Here is a 22344-nt window from a genome sequence, read left to right on the forward strand (position 1 = left end):
TAAAGTAGTGTTTAGCCTGCTACCCTGATACCATGCCAGAGATAGAAACGGCAAGACTACTATTAAGACCTTATACTCCTCAAGACCTGGATGAAAAACTCCACGCCACTTACGGGATGGAGTTTTTGCAAATTTAAATTTGAATTGGGGTAATTATGGAAATAGAAACTCCACGGCTGCGACTAAGAAACTTCAACCTCAACGACTTTGATTGCCTATTTCGCCTCTACAGCGATGCAGAAGTCATGAAGTATCTGTCGTTAAGAACAAGGGAACAAACCCAAGCTAGTTTAAGCCAACATATCCAACAGTGGCAACAACATAACTTTGGGATGTGGGCAGTAATACACAAAGAAACTGGTACAATGATTGGGCGTTGTGGACTTGGTTTTCTGGAAAATACGCCGGAAGTTGAGCTTGGCTACGTGTTTGACAAGTCCTATTGGAATATGGGAATTGCAACTGAAGCCTCTGTTGCAACTCTAAAGTTTGGATTTTGGGAAGTGAAGCTAGATCGGATAGTAGCGATCGCCGATCCAGAAAATATCGCTTCAGTACGTGTGATTCAAAAGTTAGGGATGAAGTATGAAAAGAATACTCGGCATTACGGTCATAATGTAGTGTACTACGCTATCTCACACACAGAATGGCAGCCTGATGATTCTCTTTACATTTTGAAATCTTAAAAATACAGTAAGGGACTGGGGACTGGGAACTGGGGACTGGGGACTGGGTGAAAAGTCTTTTTATGTCTAAGTTTCATCATTTATTGATGTCCTAACCACCAAGGCTTGTGCTATGTCAGTTCCCTCACAACCGCAACCGACAGAATCATCGGCGAAGCAATTGCTCATAATAACCACTGCTACAAACTCAATGGTGCTGTAAGAAACCCTTGGTTAATCAACGGCAGATGGGCAAAGATAATCTGCAAATAATTGCCCCAAAATCCCAAATATTAGACCATTTCCCTAAAATGTTAGGACATATAAATTTTAGGGAAATGGTGTTAATTACTGCCGAAAAATTTCTACTTTTTGTAACACGACTTCTTGATTCGGACGATCTCTAGTCGTGGGCACATTAGCAATCTTGCTGACTACATCTAGACCTTCGACAACTTCACCAAAAACGCTGTGTTTGTTGTCAAGGTGAGGCGTTGGTGCTTCTGTAATGAACCATTGCGAACCATTTGTACCGCGTCCAGCATTAGCCATTGACAGGATACCTGCACCAGTGTGTCTCAATTCAGGATGAAATTCATCCTCAAATTGATATCCGGGGCCACCAGTACCCCATCGGTTGGCCATATCCTGATAACGACTCAGGGGATCGCCACACTGAATCATAAAATCAGGAATTACCCGGTGAAAGCGAACTCCATCGTAAGCTGGAGTTCCTTTGCCAGATGCACCAGTTTTAGGGTCTTTCCAGTCGATTGTTCCAGTTGCTAGACCTACAAAATTTTTGACGGTGTTGGGAGTTCGTTCTTCTTCCAAACGAACTACAATTTCACCCAAGGAAGTAATTAAACGAGCGTGCAGCTTGCCATTACCGGGAATATTAATTTCTGGAAAGTTCATTAGATATCCTACTTTTAACAAGTGCCTGTATTTGACCTATATAAGTTTATCAGCATTCAAGTTGCTCTCTTTAGACATGACAAAAAAACTGAAGTGAGAAAACTTGAGCAAAGAAATTAGGACTAGCCCTTTCAAGCTAACTGGTAAAATCTCTTTTTTCTCTCTGTGTTCTCTGTGCCTCTGCGGTTGAAAAGCAATTTATTTAACCGCAGAGGCGCAGAGAACACAGAGGTAAGAGGTTAAAGAGAAATTTCTTGTACAAAATTTTACCCACGTTGAAAGGGCTAGTGCTAGAAATATTTTACTCAGGCAAATTTATTGCAGGATTCCGGCTAAAGAATCCTCTAGGGACTAGCTTAAAGCCAACTCGGTGAACGGGCATCACAGGCCAATCTTCCGATCGCGGAATATGAGTTACGCCCATTGTGTACCACAGCACGATATCCTCACCCATCAAGGATTCATCGTCGGCAATATATTTTGGTAAGCCTTGTCCTGGTTGAGTTTGGTTTGGATAATCGCCCCCAGCATAGAGTTCAGCAGGCTTATATTTTGTCACCCAAATGTGATGATTCGCAAATTCTGCCCGTTGACGGATTTTTGAGCCTTCCACTGGGAAAAATCTAGAATTTCCTTCAGGCATCAGCATATATCCAGGTGCAGCCCCTAGCGAATTTTTCTTGTCTGCACTGACAATCATCCATTCCCGACTGCTTTTCATATCCAAATCGCGCACAGCAGCCGTTTCTTTTGCGAGTGGGGTTTCTGCAACTGCGATCGCATTTCCTAATGGATTTTTCTCATCCATCGGCAAAGCTTTTACGTTCATTTCCATCACAGAATTAGCCTGACCATCGACATCAAAATCTAGGCGGTAATTGAAAAAGTGCTGGTGATTGACTCCAAAGATATTTTTAGCGATTAGCCGACCATAAGGACTATCTTCAGATTGCTCTTGTGCAGCCGTTCCTTGCACCAGGACGATACCTGTTAACTCATTTTGGACTTCCAAAGTCCCATCCTGGTGAAAAATCCAATTAAGGCTGTAATCATAGTTGTCAATGGCCGCAGTCATGGTCATTACTAATTCTCGACTGCGACGAACATCATTACGCTGAGTGCCATAATCATAATGCTTCCAGAGCATACCGTTATTTCGCTCATATATGCCGATCGCTCCTGGCATGACATAAGGTTCTCCGTCGCCATTAGCAAACACAGCATCCAGCAAAAGACCGTTTTCAGGAATTTCTTTACCTAATTGCATCGTTGTTGCTAGGGAACCAAAATTGTATTCCCCAACATCAAAGGCATTTCTGAATGACCAAGTGGGATCTGGATCGCCATAAGGTACTACCGTCTCTGATAAGCTAGCGCGGTATAAAACTGGTCGGATATTTTCGCCGTCGCTGTGTGTCACTTGGTACAACACCAACCCACTGCGGGGATGCATTACATAGCGAAACTTCCAACCTTGCCAGCTAATTTCATTGTCTTTAATCTGAAAACTTTTACCATTAGGTTGGAGAATCTTCAAGGCTTTAAGCGGTGAAAGTAATTTCCCCAAGAACTTGACATCATAGTTCCAGTTTTCCTTAGAAAAAGGAACTATCCTCCTATCCACCAAACTGGAAATTTTACCTGTGTTCAAATTAACGGTTCCCAATATTCCTTCAATTGGACTGCCGTAATAATTCCAGCGATTCCCCTTGTAGTAGAATAAACCCCGACAAAGACGATTTCCTGTTGCTTCTTCCTCTTTACTCAAAATTCCTGGGGCCCAACAACTGATTTTTACTTGGTTGAAGTCTGTAATTCCCCGCTTTCGCATCGCGGCTTGCCATCGGGGATCTGATTTAAAAGCTTGAGTTGCCAATTCATATTCTGAAGCGACGATCGCAGGCTGAACAGAGGGAATTTCTTTCCAGGAACTTAAGGTTTTGCTTGTTAGATCGACAATTCCCTGGTATGTTTTGTTTTGCGATCGCTCATAAATAACCAAAAAAGCTTTTCGCCCAAAAGTTTTACCAGGTTTAAATTTCAGGACTTCTTCTTTATCTGGTTCTTGTAAAGTAATGAGGGGAAAAACTGCCATTTCGCTCAAAGTTTTTTCTCTTTGGATGACCGAAACGGCTGTACTAATTTCTACCTCGGTTAATGAAGTGAGAGGATGAGAAATCGAAGGCTGTTGAGCCGTCAATATTCCCGTTAATCCAAGTGAGATAGATATGAAAACAATTATGGCAATAGCTAGCCACGAAAAACGCCTTAGCCGTTTAATCATCTTTTACATTCTTACAAAAGACGTATAGTTATCTATTTCTAAGCCGAAGCCTGAAACCCGATAAATTAAAGAGCTAAAGCTAAATTAATTTGCTGATAGTGTCCCCCCTGCTCCCTATTCGTATCAACCTTAAAGTGAAATGGTATGAGGCATGGCGATCGCTATCAAGTTCAAAATCCAGGATTCGGTTTAGTTCTTGGTTATGACACAGATGGGCGTAGGCGGGAAGTCATTTCTGTACCTGATTTAGTTAGGGTAGATTACTTCAGGTTTGAAAAATAAATAGGCTGTGCTATCGTCAATCCAAAATCAAAAAGAGCAAGCGCATTGATCTTGCGTTGCTCAATCTAAAATCCAAAATTATTTGACGCTTCAGCAATTACGCAGAAACCAAACGGCGTAAAGATTCAGCGCGGCGTTTAGCAATAGGGTTATTTGGATCGAGCTTTAGTGCTTCTTCGTAGCTTTGTAACGCCTGAGTAGTTAACTTTTTCTTCTCATAAGCGTGTCCAATATTATTCAACCCTGTTACATAGTCTGGTTTCGATTTCAGAGCTTCTTTATACTGACGGATTGCGAGGTCATATTGCTCTTGAGTAAAATAAATATAACCCAGTCCGTTGTAAATAGGGGCAATATTTTCTTCTCCCTCTTCTTCAGCAGCTTTGAGCGCTTTTTGAAACAGCACGATCGCTTGGGAATACAACTTTTTTTCTGAATAAATACTGGCTAACTCATAATACTCTTGAGTCGTACCCTTTTCTTTCTCTAACTTCTTTCGCAATCTCGCAAAAGAGCCTTCCATTTTGCGAGTTTTGAAAATTTGGCGAAAAACACCCACGGCTGCAATTGTGAGTATAACCACCAAAACTGAGAGATAAACAACGGCTAGACTGTTATCCATTGCTGCAAATACAAATATTAAAAGTTGCTTCTGTAATCTATTATCAACTTATTGGGCATGAGGAAGATAATTCTTCACTTCTAACTCTTGTACAGACGCGATTCATCGCGTCTCCTATGGTAAACCCCAATATTCAGAGCGTTTCTGGAGCCAACCTTGCTCTAAATAACGAGCGATCGCTTGATTCACATTTCGTCTTAATTCATCGTACTGCAATCCCTTGGGCATAACTACAGACAAGGGTTCAGTTGATAGCTTAGTTGGCAGTAGCCGATATTGAGGATATTGTTGTACCCAACCGCTCAGAACGCTGGCATCTGCGGCAAAGGCAAAAGCTGCATTACTTTCTATTTTTTCTCGTGCTTCTTCATAAGAATTCACTCCTACCAACTCGGAATTTGGCACATAGTACCGAACTCTAGCAATGGTACTGGAGTTATTCAGGACGGCAATTTTTTGTTTTGCCAAATCGCTTAACTGCTGCACAGAGGGATCTTTTGTAACTAATACAGTGCCATCTAAATAGTAGGGAATACTGAAACTAACTATGCGAGAGCGTGACTCGGTTGCTGTCACCCTAGCGATCGCAAAATCAACTTTCTTGTCTAAGACTACAGACAGGCGATCGCGATTCGCTACAGGTTGCAATTTGACAGCATCTGTTTTCCCAACCAAGTCAAGTGCTAATCGCTGTGCCAAGTCAATTTCTAAGCCTTGCAAATTGCCACTGGCATCTCTAAATCCCAAGGGACGCAAGTTGTCTTTGACAGCAATAGTCACATAGCCGCGCTGCTGAATTTCTGGCATTTCGGCGGCAGATGCAGTGAATCCTGTCCCCACTATGGAAAAGCAAGATATCCAAAAAATAATGGCGGATAATACCAGATGTAACCGAGAAATTACTTGCCATCTGTTACATCTGTTATGCATCCGTGGCCACCTTTATCCTTTAGCTTGACTTGCTAGTTCAGCGACTTTGCCAAAGCTAGCCGGATCGAGGACAGCTAATTGTGCCAACATTTTGCGATTTAGTTGGATATCAGCTTTTTTCAAGTTACCGATCAACTGACTGTAGCTCAAGCCGTGTTGTCTTGAAGCAGCATTGATGCGGGTAATCCATAAGCGACGAAAATCGCGCTTTTTCTTTTTGCGATCGCGGTAGGCACTGCGTAGCGCCTTCATTACTTGTTGATTGGCAGTTCTAAACAGAGTTGAGTGAGAACCGCGAAAACCTTTAGCTAGTTTGAGAATCTTATTGCGGCGCTTCCGAGCTACATTACCGCGTTTTACCCGTGTCATAACTTATTTCCTGAAGGACTTACAAATAGGGGAGCATTAAGCGAACGTTGAGTTCATCGCGTTCATGTACAAGGGCGGTTTTGGACATGCTACGCTTTTTGTCAGAAGTTTTGTGTTCTAAAAGGTGGCTTTTGCCAGCTTTCCGACGGACGATTTTACCGGTGCCTGTGGCACGGAATCGTTTCGCTGCGGCTTTACGAGTCTTGAGTTTAGGCATGGTATAGCTTTAATTCGACACGATCCATTATTATACTAATAAAATTGCTGGAATGAAAATTAAGTAAACGCAGGGGAGAAAAACCACGGCACTTGCGGTTGTTGCTCTCAACCAAGCCAGAGTTGGAGCAAGGGGGCTTTTGTCCACAATTCGGCTTGGTTTCAATACTTGTCGGGTTTTGAGGAAAAGGGAAAGAAAAAACTTTGAACCTTTCCCCTTTAACCTTTTCCCCAAACCCAATTCTAAGTTCAAAATCCAAAACTCGAGTAGTATTGGGCTTGGCTTGTACCTTTTCGTCTTCGCCCTGCGCCCTGCCCTCTGCTTTTTCACGAATTTCTCTCTTGATTCGCTAGTCTATGTATATCCTGGTTCTTGTGAAGCGCACTATGGATTTTGAAAGTAAAGCCAATACACCAAGTTCCACAGACAATATAGAGTTTACTCAACAACCTACTACTTTACCAAGTGAACTTGGCGGGGTAAAGGGTAAAGGGGAAGGGGCAAAGGTTTCAAGTCCCTTACCCCTTACCCCTTCCCCTTTACCCAGTCATCACGCAGCATTTTTGGGTTGGCAAACTACTACTACCCGTAAGCCATTGCGATTACTACGAGATACTGAGGCTTTACTACGCCGCCCGACTGTAGCAACATTGTTGCCGATTTTGCCAGCAAAACTGAGCAATAAATTCCAAGCAACCTCATCTTTTGCAGATGAATCCTTTAAGGAATTGGCAGAGATTGACCTAGACAGTATTAGTGATTTTGAACTGCGACCTGTCCGAATTTATGTTGGCTTAAGCTTTATTGGTTTTGGGGCGCTGATGATATTAGTGCTGCTGCTGTACTTGAACACCTTGCATCCAGAACTCAGCACTGGTGAACAGATTCGACAATACTGGTATCAATATGTTTGGTTTGTCAGTTTGGGTGTTGCGGGGATGTTTATGTTGGGGCGGGAAGCGATGCGTCGTAATTTGTAATTCGTAATTTGTAATTCGTAATTCGTAATTACATTTGCGGATTTTCTAACGCCTACGCTATTAGAATCCGGTTTGATTTGGAGAAAATATCCGTAGGATGTGTTAGCAACAGCGTAACACATCAAACCTGTGATAAGAGTGCGTTACGAACTCCGTTCTAACACACGCTACAATACCTAATTTCGTTCAAAAATCAAATAGTAATCCTACAGCACTTCACAATATGCTTCGGTATAAGCAACAGTTAGGAAATGTTATAAGTAGAACGACTGGCAAGAACCTAACTATGCCTCCTGCGTTATCCTGATATAAATATTCACACCTACTTACTTGTATGAATTACGACGCTTTTATTGTTCCACCAGGTTCAAAGATTTCTCTGAAAAAAGACTATGACCCTGCTTATAAAACTGATTTTCATCAAAAAGCTGATGCTGCAACCAAATTACAGACAGATATTGAGCGATTAGCAAATTACCAAAATATTCTCTATGCTCAAAACACATATTCCTTGCTGATTATTTTTCAGGCAATGGATGCTGCTGGTAAAGATAGCACAATTAAACATGTTACCTCTGGTGTAAACCCACAAGGATTTCAGGTGTTCAGTTTCAAGAGTCCTAGTACGGAAGAATTAGACCATGATTACCTGTGGCGAACAACTAAGGCTTTGCCAGAAAGAGGCCGAATTGGGATATTCAACCGCTCTTACTATGAAGAAACTCTAGTGGTTCGTGTCCATCCAGAAATGCTGAGAAAGCAACAACTTCCTTATTTTCCTGATGGGAATAAGATATGGAAACAACGTTTTGAAGAAATTAATAACTTTGAAAAATATTTAGTAGATAATGGTGTGATTGTTCTGAAGTTCTTTCTCAATGTTTCTAAAGCAGAGCAGAAAAAACGTTTTTTAGAACGGATTGAATTTCCTGAAAAGAATTGGAAGTTTTCAGATAGCGATGTCAAAGAAAGAGCTTTTTGGGATGATTATATGAATGCTTATGAAGATGTTTTCAACAATACTAGTACAAAATCCGCCCCTTGGTATATTATTCCTGCCGATCGCAAATGGTTTACACGCCTGGTAGTTGCCAATATCATCTGCACAAAATTAGAAGAACTAAATCTGCAATACCCAACAGTTAGCGATGAACATAAGCAGCAACTTTTAGAGGCAAAACGCATTCTAGAGCAAGAAGATGAACAGACAAGTTCAACAGATAAAGGCAAAAAAAAGTAAATTAGGTCAAATATATTGTATGATTTATATCAGGAAAGATAAATAATTGTAAATTTATTAATGCTCTCTGTAGCTAACAAGGTTGGTTGGTACTGACAGCCAAAAAATCATGATTCAAACGGCAGAAGAAGCCAACAATAATCCACCTCACTTTACTAATGCTGCCTTTGATATTGTAGCGATCGCAGCCTCAGCAGGTGGACTCACTGCTCTAATTAAAGTGCTATCGACTCTACCCGCAAAATTCCCAGCCGCGATCGCTATTGTGCAACACCTTGCCCCTGAACATCGGTCACTCATGGCAGAAATTCTCAGTCGGCGCACGGATATTTCTGTCAAGCAAGCAAAGGAAGGAGATTACCTCACCCCTGGAACGGCTTATATTGCTCCACCCAATCGTCACTTGTTAGTTAACGATGACGGTACACTTTCCTTATCACAGTCGAAATTAGTACATTTTTTACGTCCTTCGGCTGACTTATTATTTGAATCGGTTGCAGCCACTTATAAAGAAAGAGCGATCGCTATTGTCCTAACTGGAACAGGTAGCGACGGAGCGATGGGAGTAGAAGCAATAAAAAAAATGGGCGGTATTATCATTGTCCAAGACGTAAAAACCGCCGAATTTCCGGGGATGCCCTCAGCTGCCATTGAAACTGGCAATGTAGATTTTATTCTCCCCCTAAATGAAATCTCCAGCACAATGATGAATTTAGTTGTAAGTACGTAGGCATACTTAAGTATAAAATATCATTGCAAAGCGTTGCGAAGTAATCTCAGAGACTCTACGATTGCTTCGCTTATCTTCGAGACGCTCCGCGAACACTCGCAATGACGGAACATATTATATTTATTTACTTTATGCCCATCTATTTACGATAATCTAACTAATTGAAGGATTAGGGGGCAAAGAAAATATATACAATAATGAGTCTTTGATACTCATTAATGAGGTTCAGAACTCCTTTAATGAACCTTTTATACTCATTAATGAGGTTCAGAACTCCTTTAATGAGCCTTTTATACTCATTAATGAGGCTCAGAACTCCTTTAATGAGCCTTTTATACTCATTAATGAAGCTCAGAACTCCTTTAATGAGCCTTTTATACTCATTAATGAGGTTCAGAACTCCTTTAATGAGCCTTTTATACTCATTAATGAGGCTCAGAACTCCTTTAATGAGCCTTTTATACTCATTAATGAGGCTCAGAACTCCTTTAATGAGCCTTTGATACTCATTAATGAGGCTCAGAACTCCTTTAATGAGCCTTTTATACTCGTAGGCACGGATAAAAACTTCACTCTTGTGCCTTCTACCCCTAATCCCTACCTTATGACTTCCGCAGAAAGAGATCCCAAATTTGAAAATCTACTCATTTATCTCAGACAAAGCCGGGGATTTGATTTTACAGGCTATAAGCGCTCGACTTTAATGCGTCGAGTATCTAAGCGGATGCAGTCATTGACTATAGAAAGCTTTGAAGAGTATTTAGACTACCTAGAAGTTTATCCAGAAGAATTTAATTATCTTTTCAACACCATTCTAATTAACGTCACCTCTTTTTTTCGAGATTCATCAGCTTGGGAATACCTAGCAGAGCAAATCCTACCTAATTTGATTAGCAATAAAAAATCTTCTGAACAAATACGCATCTGGAGTGCTGGCTGTGCTTCTGGAGAAGAAGCTTACACTTTAGCAATGCTAATGGCTGAAATATTGGGAGCAGAGGAATTTCGCCAACGGGTGAAAATCTACGCCACCGATATAGATGAAGATGCTCTCAACCAAGCTCGTCAAGCTGTCTATTCAGCAAAAGATGTCCAGGCGGTATCAGATGAACTGCGGCAGAAATATTTTGAGGTTGTCGGTAATCGTTATATCTTCCGTCAAGACTTGCGCCGCTCAGTGATTTTTGGTCGCCACGATCTGCTTCAAGATGCGCCCATTTCACGCTTAGATTTGTTGGTCAGCCGCAATGCATTAATGTACTTTAATTCTGAGGCTCAAGGGCGAATTTTGGCCCGGTTTCATTTTGCTTTAAATGATAATGGCTATCTGTTTTTGGGGAAAGCAGAGATGTTATTGATGCATTCAACTTTGTTTACCCCAATAGACCTAAGAAACCGAATCTTTAATCGGGTATCATCGGTTAATATCCGCGATCGCCTTTTAGTTATGGCAAATACAGCAGATGAGGAATCTAGCAACCGTTTATCTCGACATCTGCGGCTGCGAGACTTGGGTTTTGACACATCACCAATTGCCCAAGTAGTCATTGATATCAATGGTACTTTGGTAATGGTGAACGACCACGCGCGGAATTTGTTCGGTCTTTCGCCCAGAGATTTAACTCGTCCCTTTCACGATTTAGAACTTTCCTATAGACCGATTGAATTGCGATCGCTAATTGAACGCGCTTATACTGAACGCCGTCCAATTACCCTGACAAATGTAGAGCGTTATTTATCCAATACAGAAACCCAATATTTGGATGTGCGAATTACGCCTTTACAAGAAGCAGACAGCAGTTTTTTAGGCGTTAGCATCTCTTTTCATGATGTCACCCGTTATATTAAACTCCAAGATGCGCTGCAACGTTCGCAACAAGAGTTAGAAACCACTAATGAAGAACTGCAATCTACCAATGAAGAATTAGAAACTACTAATGAAGAACTGCAATCTACCAATGAAGAATTAGAAACCACTAATGAAGAACTTCAATCTACTAATGAAGAATTGGAAACAATGAATGAAGAACTTCAATCTACCAATGAAGAATTACAAACAATTAATAACGAACTGAGCCAGCGCACCACAGAACTTAATCGTACAAATACTTTCATGATCTCTATTCTCAAAAGTCTCCAAACTGGAATAGTGGTATTTGACAGCAACTTTAACATCTCAATTTGGAATTACATGTTAGAGGATTTATGGGGACTGCGAACTGATGAAGTTCTCGGAAAGTCTATTTTTAGCCTAGACATTGGGCTACCCCTTGAGCAGTTGCGATCGCCTATCCGCGATTCTCTATCTGGTAAAAAACAATTTCAAGAAATGATCCTTGACGCTACCAATCGTCGAGGTAGGCAAATAAAATGTTACCTGGCAATCACCCCATTGCTTGGCATGGATATAAAGGGAGCAATTTTGATGATGGCAGATGTAGAGAGAGTCAATAGTATGATTTCTAGTCAAGAAATGGAAGAACGGCGACAGCAGGGATAAAGAGGCAGGGGGCAGGGGGCAGGGAGCAGGGGGCAGGGAGCAGGGGGCAGGGAGCAGGGGGCAGGGGGCTGAAGATTTGGAAGTATATAAAATGGCATTTGATATAGCCATGAAAATTTTTGAATTATCTAAGCAGTTTCCTATAGAGGAAAGATATTCGTTAACTGACCAAATTCGTAGATCGTCACGCTCCGTTTGTGCAAACCTTGCTGGATCTTGGAGAAAGCGTCGTTATGAAGCCGCTTTTATTGCAAAATTGAATGATTCAGAAGCTCTGTTGCGGCAGAAACTCAGACTTGGCTTAAATTTGCTGTGAAATGTGGTTATTTAGACGTTGATACAGGCAGAGAACTTTATGGAGTTTACAACCGAGTTTTAAGCATTCTGGTAACTATAACCAACAATCCATCCCCTTGGCTCATAAAAGGCTAATTTCTATTCCCCTGCCCCCTGCCCCCTGCCTCCCTTGCCTGCAAACCTGATTGGATACAAGAGGAGGTTAAACGTTTTCTGATACATTAACACCCGCAACTTTAGCTGGGATGATAATGCTGTAATAGGCAGATGCGATCGCAGCTAATGCATTGAGCAAGACATTGTAACCAAATAGTGGCATTAAGCCGAAAAATGTCTTACCCAAAGGCAACAATCCTATAACAGCTAGCAAGGCATAAGAAATTGCAAAAGCACGATTAAATAGGCGTGCAGTACTAGCATTGCTGTAAGAAGTAATTCCAAACAATCCAACGGCGCAGCGTACAAGATTATGTAAGAAATTGGTGGGAATTAAACCAAATATATAACCAAAGCCCGCAGAATAAGCGCCAACAGATTCATCAAGTGGAATAAAAGATTCACTTGTTCCTGGTAATGAAACCAAAGCTGGTATAAATCCAGCTAAACCTAAAAGTAAATAAGAGATTCCGATCGCCAAAGAAATGTAACGCTCTGTCATTTTTGCCGCGTTGATATTTTCCATTGCAGTCAATCCTTTTAATTCCATCATTTAATACTGATATATAGGAATCCGGTTCGATTTGGAGAAAATATCCGTAGGATGTGTTAGCGACAGCGTAATGCATCAAACCTGTGATAATAGTGCGTTACGAACTCCGTTCTAACACACGCTACAATATCTAATTTCGTTCAAAAATCAAATAGTAATCCTATATCTAAGGTTTTAACCCAAAAAAAATCTTTTCTTATCTATCAGAAGTTTCAGCGTTAAATTTAGTTTTATACATCTAAGGTGATAGCTAAAACAGCTTTTTTTCAATTTTTATAATTTATACATTAAATACAAAATTTAGAGGCAATTCATGAATTACCTCTACAGAATCTCAAGATTTTTATTATTGGGGAATTTACTAGCTGAAAATATTTTAATTTACATCCTCCAATAAATAAATTTTTTGTGGAGTAGGCAAGATGCCCACTCTAGCTCTGAAAATAAAATTCACCACAATTTAAGTTCATTGAAATGCTTGTTTTAGTTGCTCATCTGTCAGAGAATTAATTAAACTTAATGGTAATGGTTGTTGACTAATATTATTCACATAATCTGAACTCAAATAAGAAAGGTAATTTGGCTGTCCAGCGATATAACTTTCAAAAAAGGGAATACTCAAAGCCTTAACATAACGACGTGCCAAAGCTGGACTAGCACCAATTACTTGGCTAGGAACAGGAACAATTGCATTTGGTGATTCTGCAATAGTAGAAAAGTGTGTGCCGCCATTGATCAGAGCTAAATATTTATTTTGAGTTGTTAACCAAATAAAAGGCTGAATTTGCTCTGGTAAAGCAGGCGTAACAGTATCAGCACTGCCAGATACAATCATCACAGGAATTTTGATTTGGCTGAGGCTAGCTTGACCAAAAATACTACTATCAACAGGATTAATTGCAATTATTGCTTTTATCCTTGCATCAGATAAGTTATTATAGCTACTACTTGGTAAATTGATAGCTAAACACTGAAGTAAGAGCGAAACATTTAATGTATTTTCAAAAGTCGGACAACTAGCTTGTAATTGCTGAAAATTAATCTTAGCCCCTGCTAATGCTAATGCTGTATAGCCACCAAAGGATTGCCCCACTACACCAACTTGCTCTAGATTTAAACGCCCTCTAAATGTTGAGTTAGACTTTGATAACCGAGTGAGTTCATCTAGTAAATATTTGATATCCAAAGGTCTATCAATGAGTTCTCTAGGATTGGTAACTCTATCTGCTGTACCTGCTAATAAAGCTTCTATTTGTTTTGAATTACTGCCAGGATGTTCTGGAACAGCAACTACAAACCCATAAGAAGCGAGATGTTCAGCTAAATATGCAAAACTTGTCCTGTCGGAACCCAGCCCATGCGAAATGATAATTATCGAACGAGGATTTTGGGCAACAGGAAGGTAAATATCGGCTGGAAAACTTCTGTTACGACTTAAGTCATTGAGAACGATAGTTTGCTTAGAAAAACGAAAATTTCCACTTTTTCCTAAGTCTATCAATTGAGCCGGATTAACTATAGAACCAGTAGTTGTTTTTTGTTGTGATTGTTGATTAATCAGTGCTACTGCATCTTGCGTTTGATTTGCTAAATTCTGTAATGCATTTACAATTTCTAAACTTTGGCTTAAACTAATTGAAATTTCACTAGCAGGAAATTTATTTAAGACATTTAAAAGAGTAAAATTATTTGAATCTGCGGCGGCTAAAATCAGTGCTGCACGAATTGCATAAAACCCTGATAATCTAGATTCTGTCTGAATAACTTTACCTAATGTTTTTAATAGACGCTCACCAGTTGGTGTATAAAGAAACTGCGAAACAGCTACTTCATTTAAGTTAATAGGAGTTAATAAGGTTTGACGCAGTTGAGTTAGTTGTTTTTTATCTATATACCGACTATATGCAACCAACTCATCATCCATTTTGCCAGTTCTAGCATAGGTTTCAAGTGAACTAACTGAGATAGAGCGTTCTAAAGCACCGTAATTAAATTTTATCCGCTCTGCACCGAAAGCGGGATAAGCAGTTAGTACAGGCAGTAATCCTACGCTAAAAACCCTCAAAGCCAATTGCCAGACAGTTTGTTTATTTCTAATAGGAGTCATTACATGCCACTTTAAAGAGTACATTACCCAAGAAAAGCAGAGGACAGCAGGTAGGAGGAAAATATTTTTTGCCTTTTGCCACTTTCTTTTAAAGCAAGTAAATTTATTTATGAAAAATAAAAAGAAAGATGTATTTCGATAGCGCAGCATTAGCGAGTCAGACGCTTCTACGTCGCTAACCCTACACTATCGAGCCTCGACTCGCACCGCAAAAAATACGGTGTCCTTATTAAATCCCTAAATTTGTTTATGGGGATTTTTCCTACTTTCTGCCTTTTTAAGCTTAATTCATCAACGAATTAAAGCTATTATGCTTTTCTTGAACTCATTAATTTTAGCTATAAAAGCTTGGTTTCTGACTCCGCTAAAAGTTAAGTATTTACTGAACCTGCGAATTTAGACACATCTGGCATAGAGTTATTATTTAAGATAGGTTGGCGCGTTTTCAAATCAAATTTATAGCCACGGAGTAAGATATGAAGCTTTGCTCCACAAATTGCTAAAGGCTCATCTTTTAAGATTTGATCCATATTGTTATATGTAGCCTCTACATCAACGTTGGTGTCGAACATCCGCTTCATATCCGTTTTAACCGTACCCTTTCGGGAAAGCTACGCATAGCGTCTCTAAATGTTGCGATGCCGCAGCCTTTACGCAATACTTAAGAGCGTCTGTATTCTGAATTCTGATTCCTGACTCCTGAATTCTTCAATCCTTCGGTTGAGTCGATGGGGAGTATTATCTCCCGCACCTCTCAGTTAGATCCGTGCGTACCCGTTTCCGTGTACACGGCTCCCGATGTTCTTAGCTTGCGCTTTTGCTCATGTGCTTGTAATCGTGGCAACTCTCGTGAATTGCTTCAAGATTATTTTTCTTCCAGTTGGCGTGATTTTCGTCGATGTGATGCAGGTGAACCCGTTCTTCATCGATGAACTTTAAGCCGCAGGAGGCACATCTGTGGTTTTGCTTCTTAAGAGCTTTAGAGGTTTCGCCATCATAGAGTTTACTGTTACGTTCACTCCAGTAAGCTGTATCTCCGTCGTAAGGTGATTTAGTTCCTTTGACAGAAACGTGTTTGTTTTCGGAGTAAGGAACTTTTGGGAATGCTTTGTCTAGTAATTTCTTGCTAGAGTAGCGGTTTTGCTTGGTTTCCTTGTTGAATACCGTATAAGTTCTGTGATTCATGTGCCAAAGTGAGAACCTTGACCCGTCCATCTTGCAGAACTTGTGGTAATTCCTCCAGCCTCTAACTACCGGGGCTAATTTCTCAGCCTTTGTGGTAGCACCATAATTCGAGTTGTTAACGATGTGTTTTACTTTCTTCCGGAATGCTTTGAAATTGTCCACTGAGGGAGTACATCTAAACTTTCCGTTCTTCTGGATTTTAAAGTGCCAGCCGAGGAAATCAAACCCATCTGTCGTGGCGGTAACTTTGGTTTTCTTTTGGCTTACATTCATTCCGCGTTTGCGGAGGAACTCGCTGATTCTTTCAAGTATCTCTGTTGCGTCATCTTCGGGTCGGAGTATAATAACCATGTCATCCGCGTATCGGATTGATGGCTCGACGATTCTATTTTCTGGGGTGTTGTTTGTGATCCTTTTACCGAATTTGTATTCGGTGTGGTATCTGTGTATACTCTCGATCCCGTTGAGTGCAATATTTGCTAGTAAAGGACTGACCACTCCTCCTTGGGGTGTTCCCTGTTCCGGGAACTCTGGGTTGACTCCAGCCTTAAGGCATCGGAAGATACCGAGTTTTAAGCCAAAAGGGGCGATGAGTTCGTCCATTATTGCTGAGTGGTTAATCCTGTCGAAGCACTTCTCGATATCGAGTTCTATTACTCGTTTTTCTATTCCGTTACAGATGGAGCGTAGGTTATCAAAGATGTACTTCTGTGCATCATGGGCAGAGCGCCCAGTTCTGAACCCATAACTCCTAGCGTGGAATGTGGCTTCGTGTGCTGGTTCGAGTGCATATTTTGCGAGGCATTGCCAAGCTCTATCCGCGATGGTTGGTATTTTAAGCATTCTGGTAGTCCCGTCCTTCTTAGGGATGGGGATTTCCCGCAGTCCTTGATGCTTCCAATTTCCACTTTTCATCCTCAGTAATTCTTCAAGGTTGAAGCGTTCTTCAAATGAGAGCGATTTTTTGCCATCAATACCAGCCGTCTTTTTACCAGCATTTAGCTGAGATACTTGTCTTATTGCAAGAAATCGAGCCGAGGTTGATTTTAGAATAAGCTTTTGGAGTAACCGAGCTTTCCGTTTGTCTCCAACTTGAACAGCTTTGTACACGCGCTTTTGAAGGCGGAAAAGGTTACGGCGGAATTTCTTCCACGGTAACGCTCTCCAAGATTCACTAGTTTTGTAACTGTGCCTAATCATTTTCTCTTCTAGAGTTTGTGTATTCTGAACACCTCAGACCAATTACGGTCTGTCCTACCCGAATTGTGGGGATTCCTCCGCTCGTCTGGACTACTTGGGGAACGAAAAGCCCCTAGACCCACAACTCGTTTTTATTCGTTCCCTCGGAGAGATTGATAGTTCCGTTAGATGTAGCCAATTCGACTGCTGGATTCCCTAGACTCTTACCGTTTTCCAATTCAGAACGGCGGGAATTGACTCCAGTGAGGTCAGGGATTTTTGTGTTGCGCCCTTGTCTAGATATTAAGTCGCTTTTTTAGGCTCTGTTTCATCATAGGAACTCCCTGTTAGCGCCAGTGTCAACCCGCAACGGTCGTCTGATTGCGCCCTGTTCCCAGCTTCACCCTCCAGAAACCGAGTCTGGTCAGTGTGGGCAGATAAGGAGTCAATTCTGAGTCTGAATGACAGGACTTACACCTGCATCAATCCGAGAGTTCAGCCTTTAGTGTCAGTAATCTGCTGACGGGCTGGATTAGTTATGTACGGACTGATTGCCGTGATTCACTAATCAACGAATCGCACGAATTGGAATAATGTATTTTTTACGTAAAATTGCTTACTCATTATGATTTTTTTGTAAAATCTCAAAGAAGATTTTTGTATAAAAATAATTTAGTGAATACAGTAAAGATAGCATTCGAGTTACACTAGCTCCCTTGTTAAGATTTGTCAGCAGTGTTGAGAGCCTGAATTTTTGTTCTCTAACAAATGCCATTTAGTCCTTAAAGAGATAGAGATAATAGGGGACAGATTATGACTAAAACAGCCCTAATTACAGGAATAACTGGTCAAGATGGCTACTATCTCAGCCATTTGCTTCTCAACCGTGGTTACAGAGTCGTCGGATTAGTACCCCCACATCGCCAACCTAATTTGACAAAGCTAGGAACACTGGCCAATCAGGTAGAGATTTTTACGGTTGACTTGAGGGATAATGCAGCGCTATTGACCGCAGTTGAACAACTGCGTCCTCAAGAAATTTACAATTTGGCGGCTCCGAGTTTTGTACCCGACTCTTGGAACGATCCGTTGGGAACCCTAGATTTAATTACTGGTACAGCTACCAGACTTTTGGAAGCAGTACGACAGGTTGGTTTGTCTACTAGATTTTATCAAGCCAGCAGTTCGGAAATGTTTGGCGATGTATTTAGTTCGCCTCAAGACGAAGAAACGTCTTTTCGTCCCAAAAATCCCTATGCTGCGGCGAAGATGCACGCCCACTGGACGATGGTGCATCACAGACAGCGCTATGGATTATTTGCCTGTAGTGGAATTTTATATAACCATGAGTCTCCACTACGCGCACCTCAGTTTGTCACCCGAAAAGTTTCTTTAGCAGCTGCATCGATTAAATTGGGTTTAACTGACACCTTAGAAATGGGTAATTTAGATGCCAAACGCGATTGGGGCTTTGCGGGAGATTACGTAGAAGCAATGTGGCTCATGTTGCAAGTTGATGAGCCAGAAGAATATGTGATTGGCACTGGTAAACTGCACAGTGTTAGAGATTTAGTTGCCACAGCCTTTGAATCTGTCGGATTGGATTGGACGCATCATATAGTTTTAAATACCAGCTTATTGCGACAAGATGAGCATTTTCAACTAGTAGCTAACCCTAATAAAGCTAAAAGGAAGCTTGGCTGGGAACCCCAAGTGAGCTTTGAGGAACTTTTAGAAAAAATGGTAAAAACAGATTTAGAGCGGTTACAAAGCGGTTTGATCGCGCCCTTCTCGCAAGTGTAATTGGGGAGCTAGTAGGCAAAAGGCAAGAGGAATTACTCACGCTTAAAAATACAAGTGGGAGTAAAATGTGAACACTTTGTATCATGTTATGGCGTGTCTCATAACAATATCTTCTTGTGAACTGGGTTTCATTCATACTTCTTTCCCTTTGCCTTCAGACTTTTCCTATAACCTAATATGCACAATAGTACAGTCACGGAAAACCTCAAGTTAGGTGATCAAGTTAACAAAAAAACTAACCATGTCTTCGTATTTTTAGAAATTTTTGCTCACGAAGGTGGCATCCAATCATATATAAAAGATATTTTCCGCGCCTATTTGGGATTGAGTGAAGTTTATAAGGCGGAAGTTTTTTTGCTGCGAGATAGCCCCGATCGGTTAAATCCGTTTGAAGCCGAAAACTTAAAATTTCATTACTTTAAAAATCAGTCCCCTCATTTAGGGAGGCTGCAAATGGCAGCAGCTTTACTTAAATGTTTGTTGCAAGACCGTCCGCAACAAGTTTTCTGCGGTCATATTAACTTAGCAGTATTAATCCAAACTCTTTGTCAGCCTTTGGGAATTCCTTATACCGTACTAACTTACGGCAAAGAAGTCTGGGAACCTCTAAAAAATCAAGAACGCCGTGCCCTGACATCAGCAGATAGAATTTGGACAATTAGCCGTTACAGCCGCGATCGCGCTTGTCTTGCAAATGGTCTAAACCCCAAAATGGTAGAGATGATGCCTTGTGCAATTGATGGGGATAAATTTACTCCTGGTTCCAAGCACCCAGAATTAGTTCAAAAATATGGTTTAACTGGTTCTAAGGTGTTAATGACAGTAGCACGCTTATGGTCAGGGGATATTTACAAAGGTGTAGATGTCACGATTCGGGCACTACCACAAATTGCTCAGGTTTTCCCAGAAGTGAAATATTTAGTAATTGGTCGCGGTGATGACCAACCGCGATTAGCCCAGCTAGCTGCATATTTAGGTGTGAGCGATCGCGTCGTATTTGCTGGTTTCGTTGCCACAGAAGAATTAATGGAACATTACCGTCTTGCCGATGCCTATATCATGCCTTCACAAGAAGGCTTTGGTATTGTTTATCTAGAAGCAATGGCTTGTGGAGTGCCAGTGTTATCCGGTGATGACGATGGCTCGGCTGACCCCCTACAAGATGGTAAACTGGGATGGCGAGTACCACACCGCAATCCTGATGCTGTAGCAGCAGCTTGTATAGAAATGCTTCAAGGGAATGACCAACGATGTGATGGACAGTGGTTGCGAGAACAAGCGATCGCTCTGTTTGGCATAGATGCCTTCCAACAGCACTTGCAAAAAATGCTTCTATCCTCAGTCATCAAGTCAAAATGATAAATGACCAATGACAAATGACAAATGACCAATGACAAATGACCAATGACCAAAATCGCTATCCTAGAAGGAGAGCAGGACGACATTTAAAAAATGAGCTTTAAGTCATTTCAATTGAATCTTTTAAATCTCCGGCCTTGGCTCACCCTGCTAGCAGTTTTTTGGTTGCTGGCATCACTGGGCTTAGGCTGGTTGGTTAATTCGTTGCTAATTATTGTCGGGTTGCTGTTTTTAGCACCCGTTGTTGCTTTTTTTGGCTTTCGTTGGTGGCTGCAACGCAACTTGGTTGCGGATCAGTGTCCCGTCTGTAGATATGAATTTACGGGGTTAAATAACAGTCAGTTACAATGTCCTAACTGTGGTGAGTCGCTGTTAGTACAAAATAGTCATTTTCAGCGCTTTACACCAGAAGGCACAATTGATGTCACTGCTGTGGAAGTTTCAGCCAAATCACTGGAGGATTAGTTATTGGTCATTAGTCATTGGTCATTAGTAAAAGACAAATGACTAATGACTATTTGTTTTGTTGCGAGATTGAGAGGGTGTAGTTAAACTGCTGCTGGGATAGTTCGCCCACATGCACCGTGTATCTTCCTGCTTGCCAGTAACCAGGAAGCTCTGCCTTGCCTCCAGAGGAACTATCTGCCATTACACAAAAACGCCCCCCTGGCCCATCGATCAACAGCGTTGGCTTTCCTTGACTTTCTACTGTTAATCGTAAATAAGGTAGTGACTCTGTAACCTGGATAACTTGGCTAGGTTCAGTGGTAATATTGCCACAATTACTTTTGACAGTTCCCCCAGACTTTCCGTTCAAAACCAATGGATCTGGTTGGAAGACCCGATTTATTTGGACTTTTGGTGTCTCTGCCAAATTAGCCTTAGCAAAAAACAAGCTCATCACCAAAGCTGTGGGAACAATTGCAAGTAGCCGAAGCGTTTTCATTTTAATTAATGCTCCATATTTTTTAGAGCAATATTGTTATACGGTCTAATTTAATTGACGATATCAATCGATATTGGTTCCAAAAGCTGCCGTATAACCTAACACCATTAAATTCAGAATTGTTTGTGAAGATGGGATGTAGAGATGTTGTCAAGTAAAGGCTCTAGATTTGTCATGGAAATTAACTCATAGCGAGGGGCTGGGGACTGGGGACTGGGTAAAAACCCTTTTTGTGTCTAAGTTTCATCATCTCTTGATGTCCTAATCACCAAGGCTTGTGCTATATATGATAATTGCTAGCGATCGCTAGTCTAACAAAATATTCAACAAGTATTATAAGCATCATTTTAATGGGGATTTACTTACGTAAGTAACGCTATTTCTCCTAGTTGTATACGTGCTTTTTTCATAGTTTTAAATGCTTTTCTATACTTTATATTCGCCTCGTTTCTGTATTTAAAGTAATATTTATCACATTTTATTGAAGTTAGAATACTGCATAAAAAATATTTATTAGCAGACAACAACAAAAAAACATAATTTTTACCTGTGATAAATATATTGCATACACAGACATTCGCTAAAATCACTAGGACAACCACCAAAAATAGAATCTAGTTGGTTTGTTATCCAAACTAAGTTACCTAGCTGAGGTAGATAAAGATTTATGAATCCTCAACCAGAAGAAGACTTACAGCGTCGCCTCGATAAGCTAGAGGCAGAGATTAATTCACCACCTGGGGTTATTTCTCAACCACAAGAACAAAAACAGATGCCTCAGTCTGTTTTTGCGAACTTAAACTTGCAACTGGAGCGATTTCAGATTTGGTTTAACGGCTTATCTGGGACGAAAAAGCTGGTAGTTTCGGGTGTGACGGTGCTAGTAGGCTTGGCGATGCTGCAAGCAGTGTTTAAATTAGTTGCATCTGTAATAACTCTGGCACTTTTGGCAGCGTTAGTGTATGTTGGATACAAATTTTTTGTGTCTAGTAGCTTTCAACGTAAGCAATAGTTGATATGCA

At 40.9% G+C, this 22344-nt stretch carries 20 protein-coding genes and 2 pseudogenes; 11 read left to right on the forward strand and 11 right to left on the reverse strand.

Annotation, left to right across the window (positions count from 1 at the left end; translation table 11 throughout):
* The first annotated feature begins 155 nt into the window (after window positions 1-155).
* Window positions 156-686 carry a GNAT family N-acetyltransferase gene (locus RMZ41_RS25960; RefSeq protein ID WP_322639935.1) on the forward strand — a complete coding sequence of 177 codons (531 nt, stop codon included), beginning with the start codon at window positions 156-158 and terminating at the stop codon, window positions 684-686.
* Between the two features lie 327 nt (window positions 687-1013).
* Here the strand turns inward: RMZ41_RS25960 and RMZ41_RS25965 are convergent, their stop codons facing one another.
* Window positions 1014-1583 carry a peptidylprolyl isomerase gene (locus RMZ41_RS25965; protein ID WP_322639936.1) on the reverse strand — a complete coding sequence of 190 codons (570 nt, stop codon included), beginning with the start codon at window positions 1581-1583 and terminating at the stop codon, window positions 1014-1016.
* 301 nt (window positions 1584-1884) lie between these two features.
* Window positions 1885-3867: a primary-amine oxidase gene (locus RMZ41_RS25970; RefSeq protein ID WP_322639937.1), complete on the reverse strand. Its 1983-nt coding sequence runs from the start codon at window positions 3865-3867 to the stop codon at window positions 1885-1887.
* 144 nt (window positions 3868-4011) lie between these two features.
* On the opposite strand from RMZ41_RS25970, the gene RMZ41_RS25975 reads away from it, so the two are divergent.
* On the forward strand, window positions 4012-4149 hold the full coding sequence (locus RMZ41_RS25975) for a hypothetical protein (protein ID WP_322639938.1): 138 nt from the start codon (window positions 4012-4014) through the stop codon (window positions 4147-4149).
* Between the two features lie 97 nt (window positions 4150-4246).
* Here RMZ41_RS25975 and RMZ41_RS25980 read toward each other — a convergent pair whose 3' ends face one another.
* The 4 genes from RMZ41_RS25980 to rpmI all read right to left on the reverse strand — a co-directional run bounded on the left by RMZ41_RS25980 (window position 4247) and on the right by rpmI (window position 6287).
* On the reverse strand, window positions 4247-4771 hold the full coding sequence (locus RMZ41_RS25980) for a tetratricopeptide repeat protein (RefSeq protein WP_322639939.1): 525 nt from the start codon (window positions 4769-4771) through the stop codon (window positions 4247-4249).
* A gap of 114 nt (window positions 4772-4885) precedes the next feature.
* Window positions 4886-5701 (reverse strand): transporter substrate-binding domain-containing protein, encoded by an 816-nt coding sequence (locus tag RMZ41_RS25985; protein ID WP_322639940.1) that lies wholly within the window; start codon window positions 5699-5701, stop codon window positions 4886-4888.
* Between the two features lie 12 nt (window positions 5702-5713).
* Window positions 5714-6070, reverse strand: a complete 357-nt coding sequence (gene rplT, locus RMZ41_RS25990) for a 50S ribosomal protein L20 (RefSeq protein ID WP_010997578.1) — start codon at window positions 6068-6070, stop codon at window positions 5714-5716.
* Window positions 6071-6089: 19 nt separating this feature from the next.
* Entirely contained in the window at window positions 6090-6287 is a 198-nt protein-coding gene (gene rpmI / locus RMZ41_RS25995) for a 50S ribosomal protein L35 (RefSeq protein WP_174708400.1), read from the reverse strand.
* 386 nt (window positions 6288-6673) lie between these two features.
* On the opposite strand from rpmI, the gene RMZ41_RS26000 reads away from it, so the two are divergent.
* From RMZ41_RS26000 to RMZ41_RS26020, 5 genes and pseudogenes are all read left to right on the forward strand, one after another.
* Window positions 6674-7267, forward strand: a complete 594-nt coding sequence (locus tag RMZ41_RS26000; protein WP_322639941.1) for a hypothetical protein — start codon at window positions 6674-6676, stop codon at window positions 7265-7267.
* A 334-nt stretch (window positions 7268-7601) separates the two neighbouring features.
* Window positions 7602-8507: a polyphosphate kinase 2 family protein gene (locus tag RMZ41_RS26005; protein ID WP_322639942.1), complete on the forward strand. Its 906-nt coding sequence runs from the start codon at window positions 7602-7604 to the stop codon at window positions 8505-8507.
* A gap of 109 nt (window positions 8508-8616) precedes the next feature.
* Window positions 8617-9237, forward strand: coding sequence for a chemotaxis protein CheB (locus RMZ41_RS26010; RefSeq protein ID WP_322639943.1), 621 nt, complete (start codon window positions 8617-8619; stop codon window positions 9235-9237).
* A 604-nt stretch (window positions 9238-9841) separates the two neighbouring features.
* On the forward strand, window positions 9842-11737 hold the full coding sequence (locus tag RMZ41_RS26015) for a CheR family methyltransferase (RefSeq protein ID WP_322639944.1): 1896 nt from the start codon (window positions 9842-9844) through the stop codon (window positions 11735-11737).
* 91 nt (window positions 11738-11828) lie between these two features.
* Window positions 11829-12169: pseudogene (locus tag RMZ41_RS26020) on the forward strand (four helix bundle protein).
* A gap of 67 nt (window positions 12170-12236) precedes the next feature.
* Here RMZ41_RS26020 and RMZ41_RS26025 read toward each other — a convergent pair.
* The 4 genes and pseudogenes from RMZ41_RS26025 to RMZ41_RS26040 all read right to left on the reverse strand — a co-directional run bounded on the left by RMZ41_RS26025 (window position 12237) and on the right by RMZ41_RS26040 (window position 17235).
* Window positions 12237-12716, reverse strand: coding sequence for a DUF4383 domain-containing protein (locus RMZ41_RS26025; RefSeq protein ID WP_322639945.1), 480 nt, complete (start codon window positions 12714-12716; stop codon window positions 12237-12239).
* A 493-nt stretch (window positions 12717-13209) separates the two neighbouring features.
* Window positions 13210-14850: an alpha/beta hydrolase gene (locus RMZ41_RS26030; protein WP_322639946.1), complete on the reverse strand. Its 1641-nt coding sequence runs from the start codon at window positions 14848-14850 to the stop codon at window positions 13210-13212.
* A 371-nt stretch (window positions 14851-15221) separates the two neighbouring features.
* Window positions 15222-15398 (reverse strand): annotated as a pseudogene (locus RMZ41_RS26035) (cyanophycinase); the annotation flags it as partial.
* A gap of 256 nt (window positions 15399-15654) precedes the next feature.
* Window positions 15655-17235, reverse strand: coding sequence for a group II intron reverse transcriptase/maturase (locus RMZ41_RS26040; RefSeq protein ID WP_322639947.1), 1581 nt, complete (start codon window positions 17233-17235; stop codon window positions 15655-15657).
* Window positions 17236-18027: 792 nt separating this feature from the next.
* On the opposite strand from RMZ41_RS26040, the gene RMZ41_RS26045 reads away from it, so the two are divergent.
* From RMZ41_RS26045 to RMZ41_RS26055, 3 genes are all read left to right on the forward strand, one after another.
* The gene (locus tag RMZ41_RS26045; RefSeq protein WP_322639948.1) at window positions 18028-19017 is read left to right on the forward strand and encodes a GDP-mannose 4,6-dehydratase; all 990 of its coding nucleotides are present in this window, start codon (window positions 18028-18030) and stop codon (window positions 19015-19017) included.
* Window positions 19018-19194: 177 nt separating this feature from the next.
* The gene (locus RMZ41_RS26050; protein ID WP_322639949.1) at window positions 19195-20376 is read left to right on the forward strand and encodes a glycosyltransferase; all 1182 of its coding nucleotides are present in this window, start codon (window positions 19195-19197) and stop codon (window positions 20374-20376) included.
* A gap of 93 nt (window positions 20377-20469) precedes the next feature.
* Window positions 20470-20841, forward strand: a complete 372-nt coding sequence (locus RMZ41_RS26055; RefSeq protein ID WP_322639950.1) for a hypothetical protein — start codon at window positions 20470-20472, stop codon at window positions 20839-20841.
* Between the two features lie 49 nt (window positions 20842-20890).
* On the opposite strand, the gene RMZ41_RS26060 is transcribed toward RMZ41_RS26055, so the two are convergent.
* The gene (locus RMZ41_RS26060; protein ID WP_322639951.1) at window positions 20891-21322 is read right to left on the reverse strand and encodes a hypothetical protein; all 432 of its coding nucleotides are present in this window, start codon (window positions 21320-21322) and stop codon (window positions 20891-20893) included.
* A gap of 667 nt (window positions 21323-21989) precedes the next feature.
* Between RMZ41_RS26060 and RMZ41_RS26065 the strand changes: the two genes are divergently transcribed.
* Window positions 21990-22334: a hypothetical protein gene (locus tag RMZ41_RS26065; protein ID WP_322639952.1), complete on the forward strand. Its 345-nt coding sequence runs from the start codon at window positions 21990-21992 to the stop codon at window positions 22332-22334.
* Window positions 22335-22344 lie beyond the last annotated feature (10 nt).

Source organism: Nostoc sp. DedVER02 (assembly GCF_034530675.2).
GTDB lineage: Bacteria > Cyanobacteriota > Cyanobacteriia > Cyanobacteriales > Nostocaceae > Nostoc.

What these genes read in the sequence shown, in the direction of transcription:
- RMZ41_RS25960 (WP_322639935.1), top strand. Translation starts at nt 156, where the DNA reads ATGGAAATAGAAACTCCACGGCTGCGACTAAGAAACTTCAACCTCAAC.
- RMZ41_RS25965 (WP_322639936.1), bottom strand. Translation starts at nt 1,583, where the DNA reads ATGAACTTTCCAGAAATTAATATTCCCGGTAATGGCAAGCTGCACGCT.
- RMZ41_RS25970 (WP_322639937.1), bottom strand. Translation starts at nt 3,867, where the DNA reads ATGATTAAACGGCTAAGGCGTTTTTCGTGGCTAGCTATTGCCATAATT.
- RMZ41_RS25975 (WP_322639938.1), top strand. Translation starts at nt 4,012, where the DNA reads ATGAGGCATGGCGATCGCTATCAAGTTCAAAATCCAGGATTCGGTTTA.
- RMZ41_RS25980 (WP_322639939.1), bottom strand. Translation starts at nt 4,771, where the DNA reads ATGGATAACAGTCTAGCCGTTGTTTATCTCTCAGTTTTGGTGGTTATA.
- RMZ41_RS25985 (WP_322639940.1), bottom strand. Translation starts at nt 5,701, where the DNA reads ATGCATAACAGATGTAACAGATGGCAAGTAATTTCTCGGTTACATCTG.
- rplT (WP_010997578.1), bottom strand. Translation starts at nt 6,070, where the DNA reads ATGACACGGGTAAAACGCGGTAATGTAGCTCGGAAGCGCCGCAATAAG.
- rpmI (WP_174708400.1), bottom strand. Translation starts at nt 6,287, where the DNA reads ATGCCTAAACTCAAGACTCGTAAAGCCGCAGCGAAACGATTCCGTGCC.
- RMZ41_RS26000 (WP_322639941.1), top strand. Translation starts at nt 6,674, where the DNA reads ATGGATTTTGAAAGTAAAGCCAATACACCAAGTTCCACAGACAATATA.
- RMZ41_RS26005 (WP_322639942.1), top strand. Translation starts at nt 7,602, where the DNA reads ATGAATTACGACGCTTTTATTGTTCCACCAGGTTCAAAGATTTCTCTG.
- RMZ41_RS26010 (WP_322639943.1), top strand. Translation starts at nt 8,617, where the DNA reads ATGATTCAAACGGCAGAAGAAGCCAACAATAATCCACCTCACTTTACT.
- RMZ41_RS26015 (WP_322639944.1), top strand. Translation starts at nt 9,842, where the DNA reads ATGACTTCCGCAGAAAGAGATCCCAAATTTGAAAATCTACTCATTTAT.
- RMZ41_RS26025 (WP_322639945.1), bottom strand. Translation starts at nt 12,716, where the DNA reads ATGGAAAATATCAACGCGGCAAAAATGACAGAGCGTTACATTTCTTTG.
- RMZ41_RS26030 (WP_322639946.1), bottom strand. Translation starts at nt 14,850, where the DNA reads ATGACTCCTATTAGAAATAAACAAACTGTCTGGCAATTGGCTTTGAGG.
- RMZ41_RS26040 (WP_322639947.1), bottom strand. Translation starts at nt 17,235, where the DNA reads ATGATTAGGCACAGTTACAAAACTAGTGAATCTTGGAGAGCGTTACCG.
- RMZ41_RS26045 (WP_322639948.1), top strand. Translation starts at nt 18,028, where the DNA reads ATGACTAAAACAGCCCTAATTACAGGAATAACTGGTCAAGATGGCTAC.
- RMZ41_RS26050 (WP_322639949.1), top strand. Translation starts at nt 19,195, where the DNA reads ATGCACAATAGTACAGTCACGGAAAACCTCAAGTTAGGTGATCAAGTT.
- RMZ41_RS26055 (WP_322639950.1), top strand. Translation starts at nt 20,470, where the DNA reads ATGAGCTTTAAGTCATTTCAATTGAATCTTTTAAATCTCCGGCCTTGG.
- RMZ41_RS26060 (WP_322639951.1), bottom strand. Translation starts at nt 21,322, where the DNA reads ATGAAAACGCTTCGGCTACTTGCAATTGTTCCCACAGCTTTGGTGATG.
- RMZ41_RS26065 (WP_322639952.1), top strand. Translation starts at nt 21,990, where the DNA reads ATGAATCCTCAACCAGAAGAAGACTTACAGCGTCGCCTCGATAAGCTA.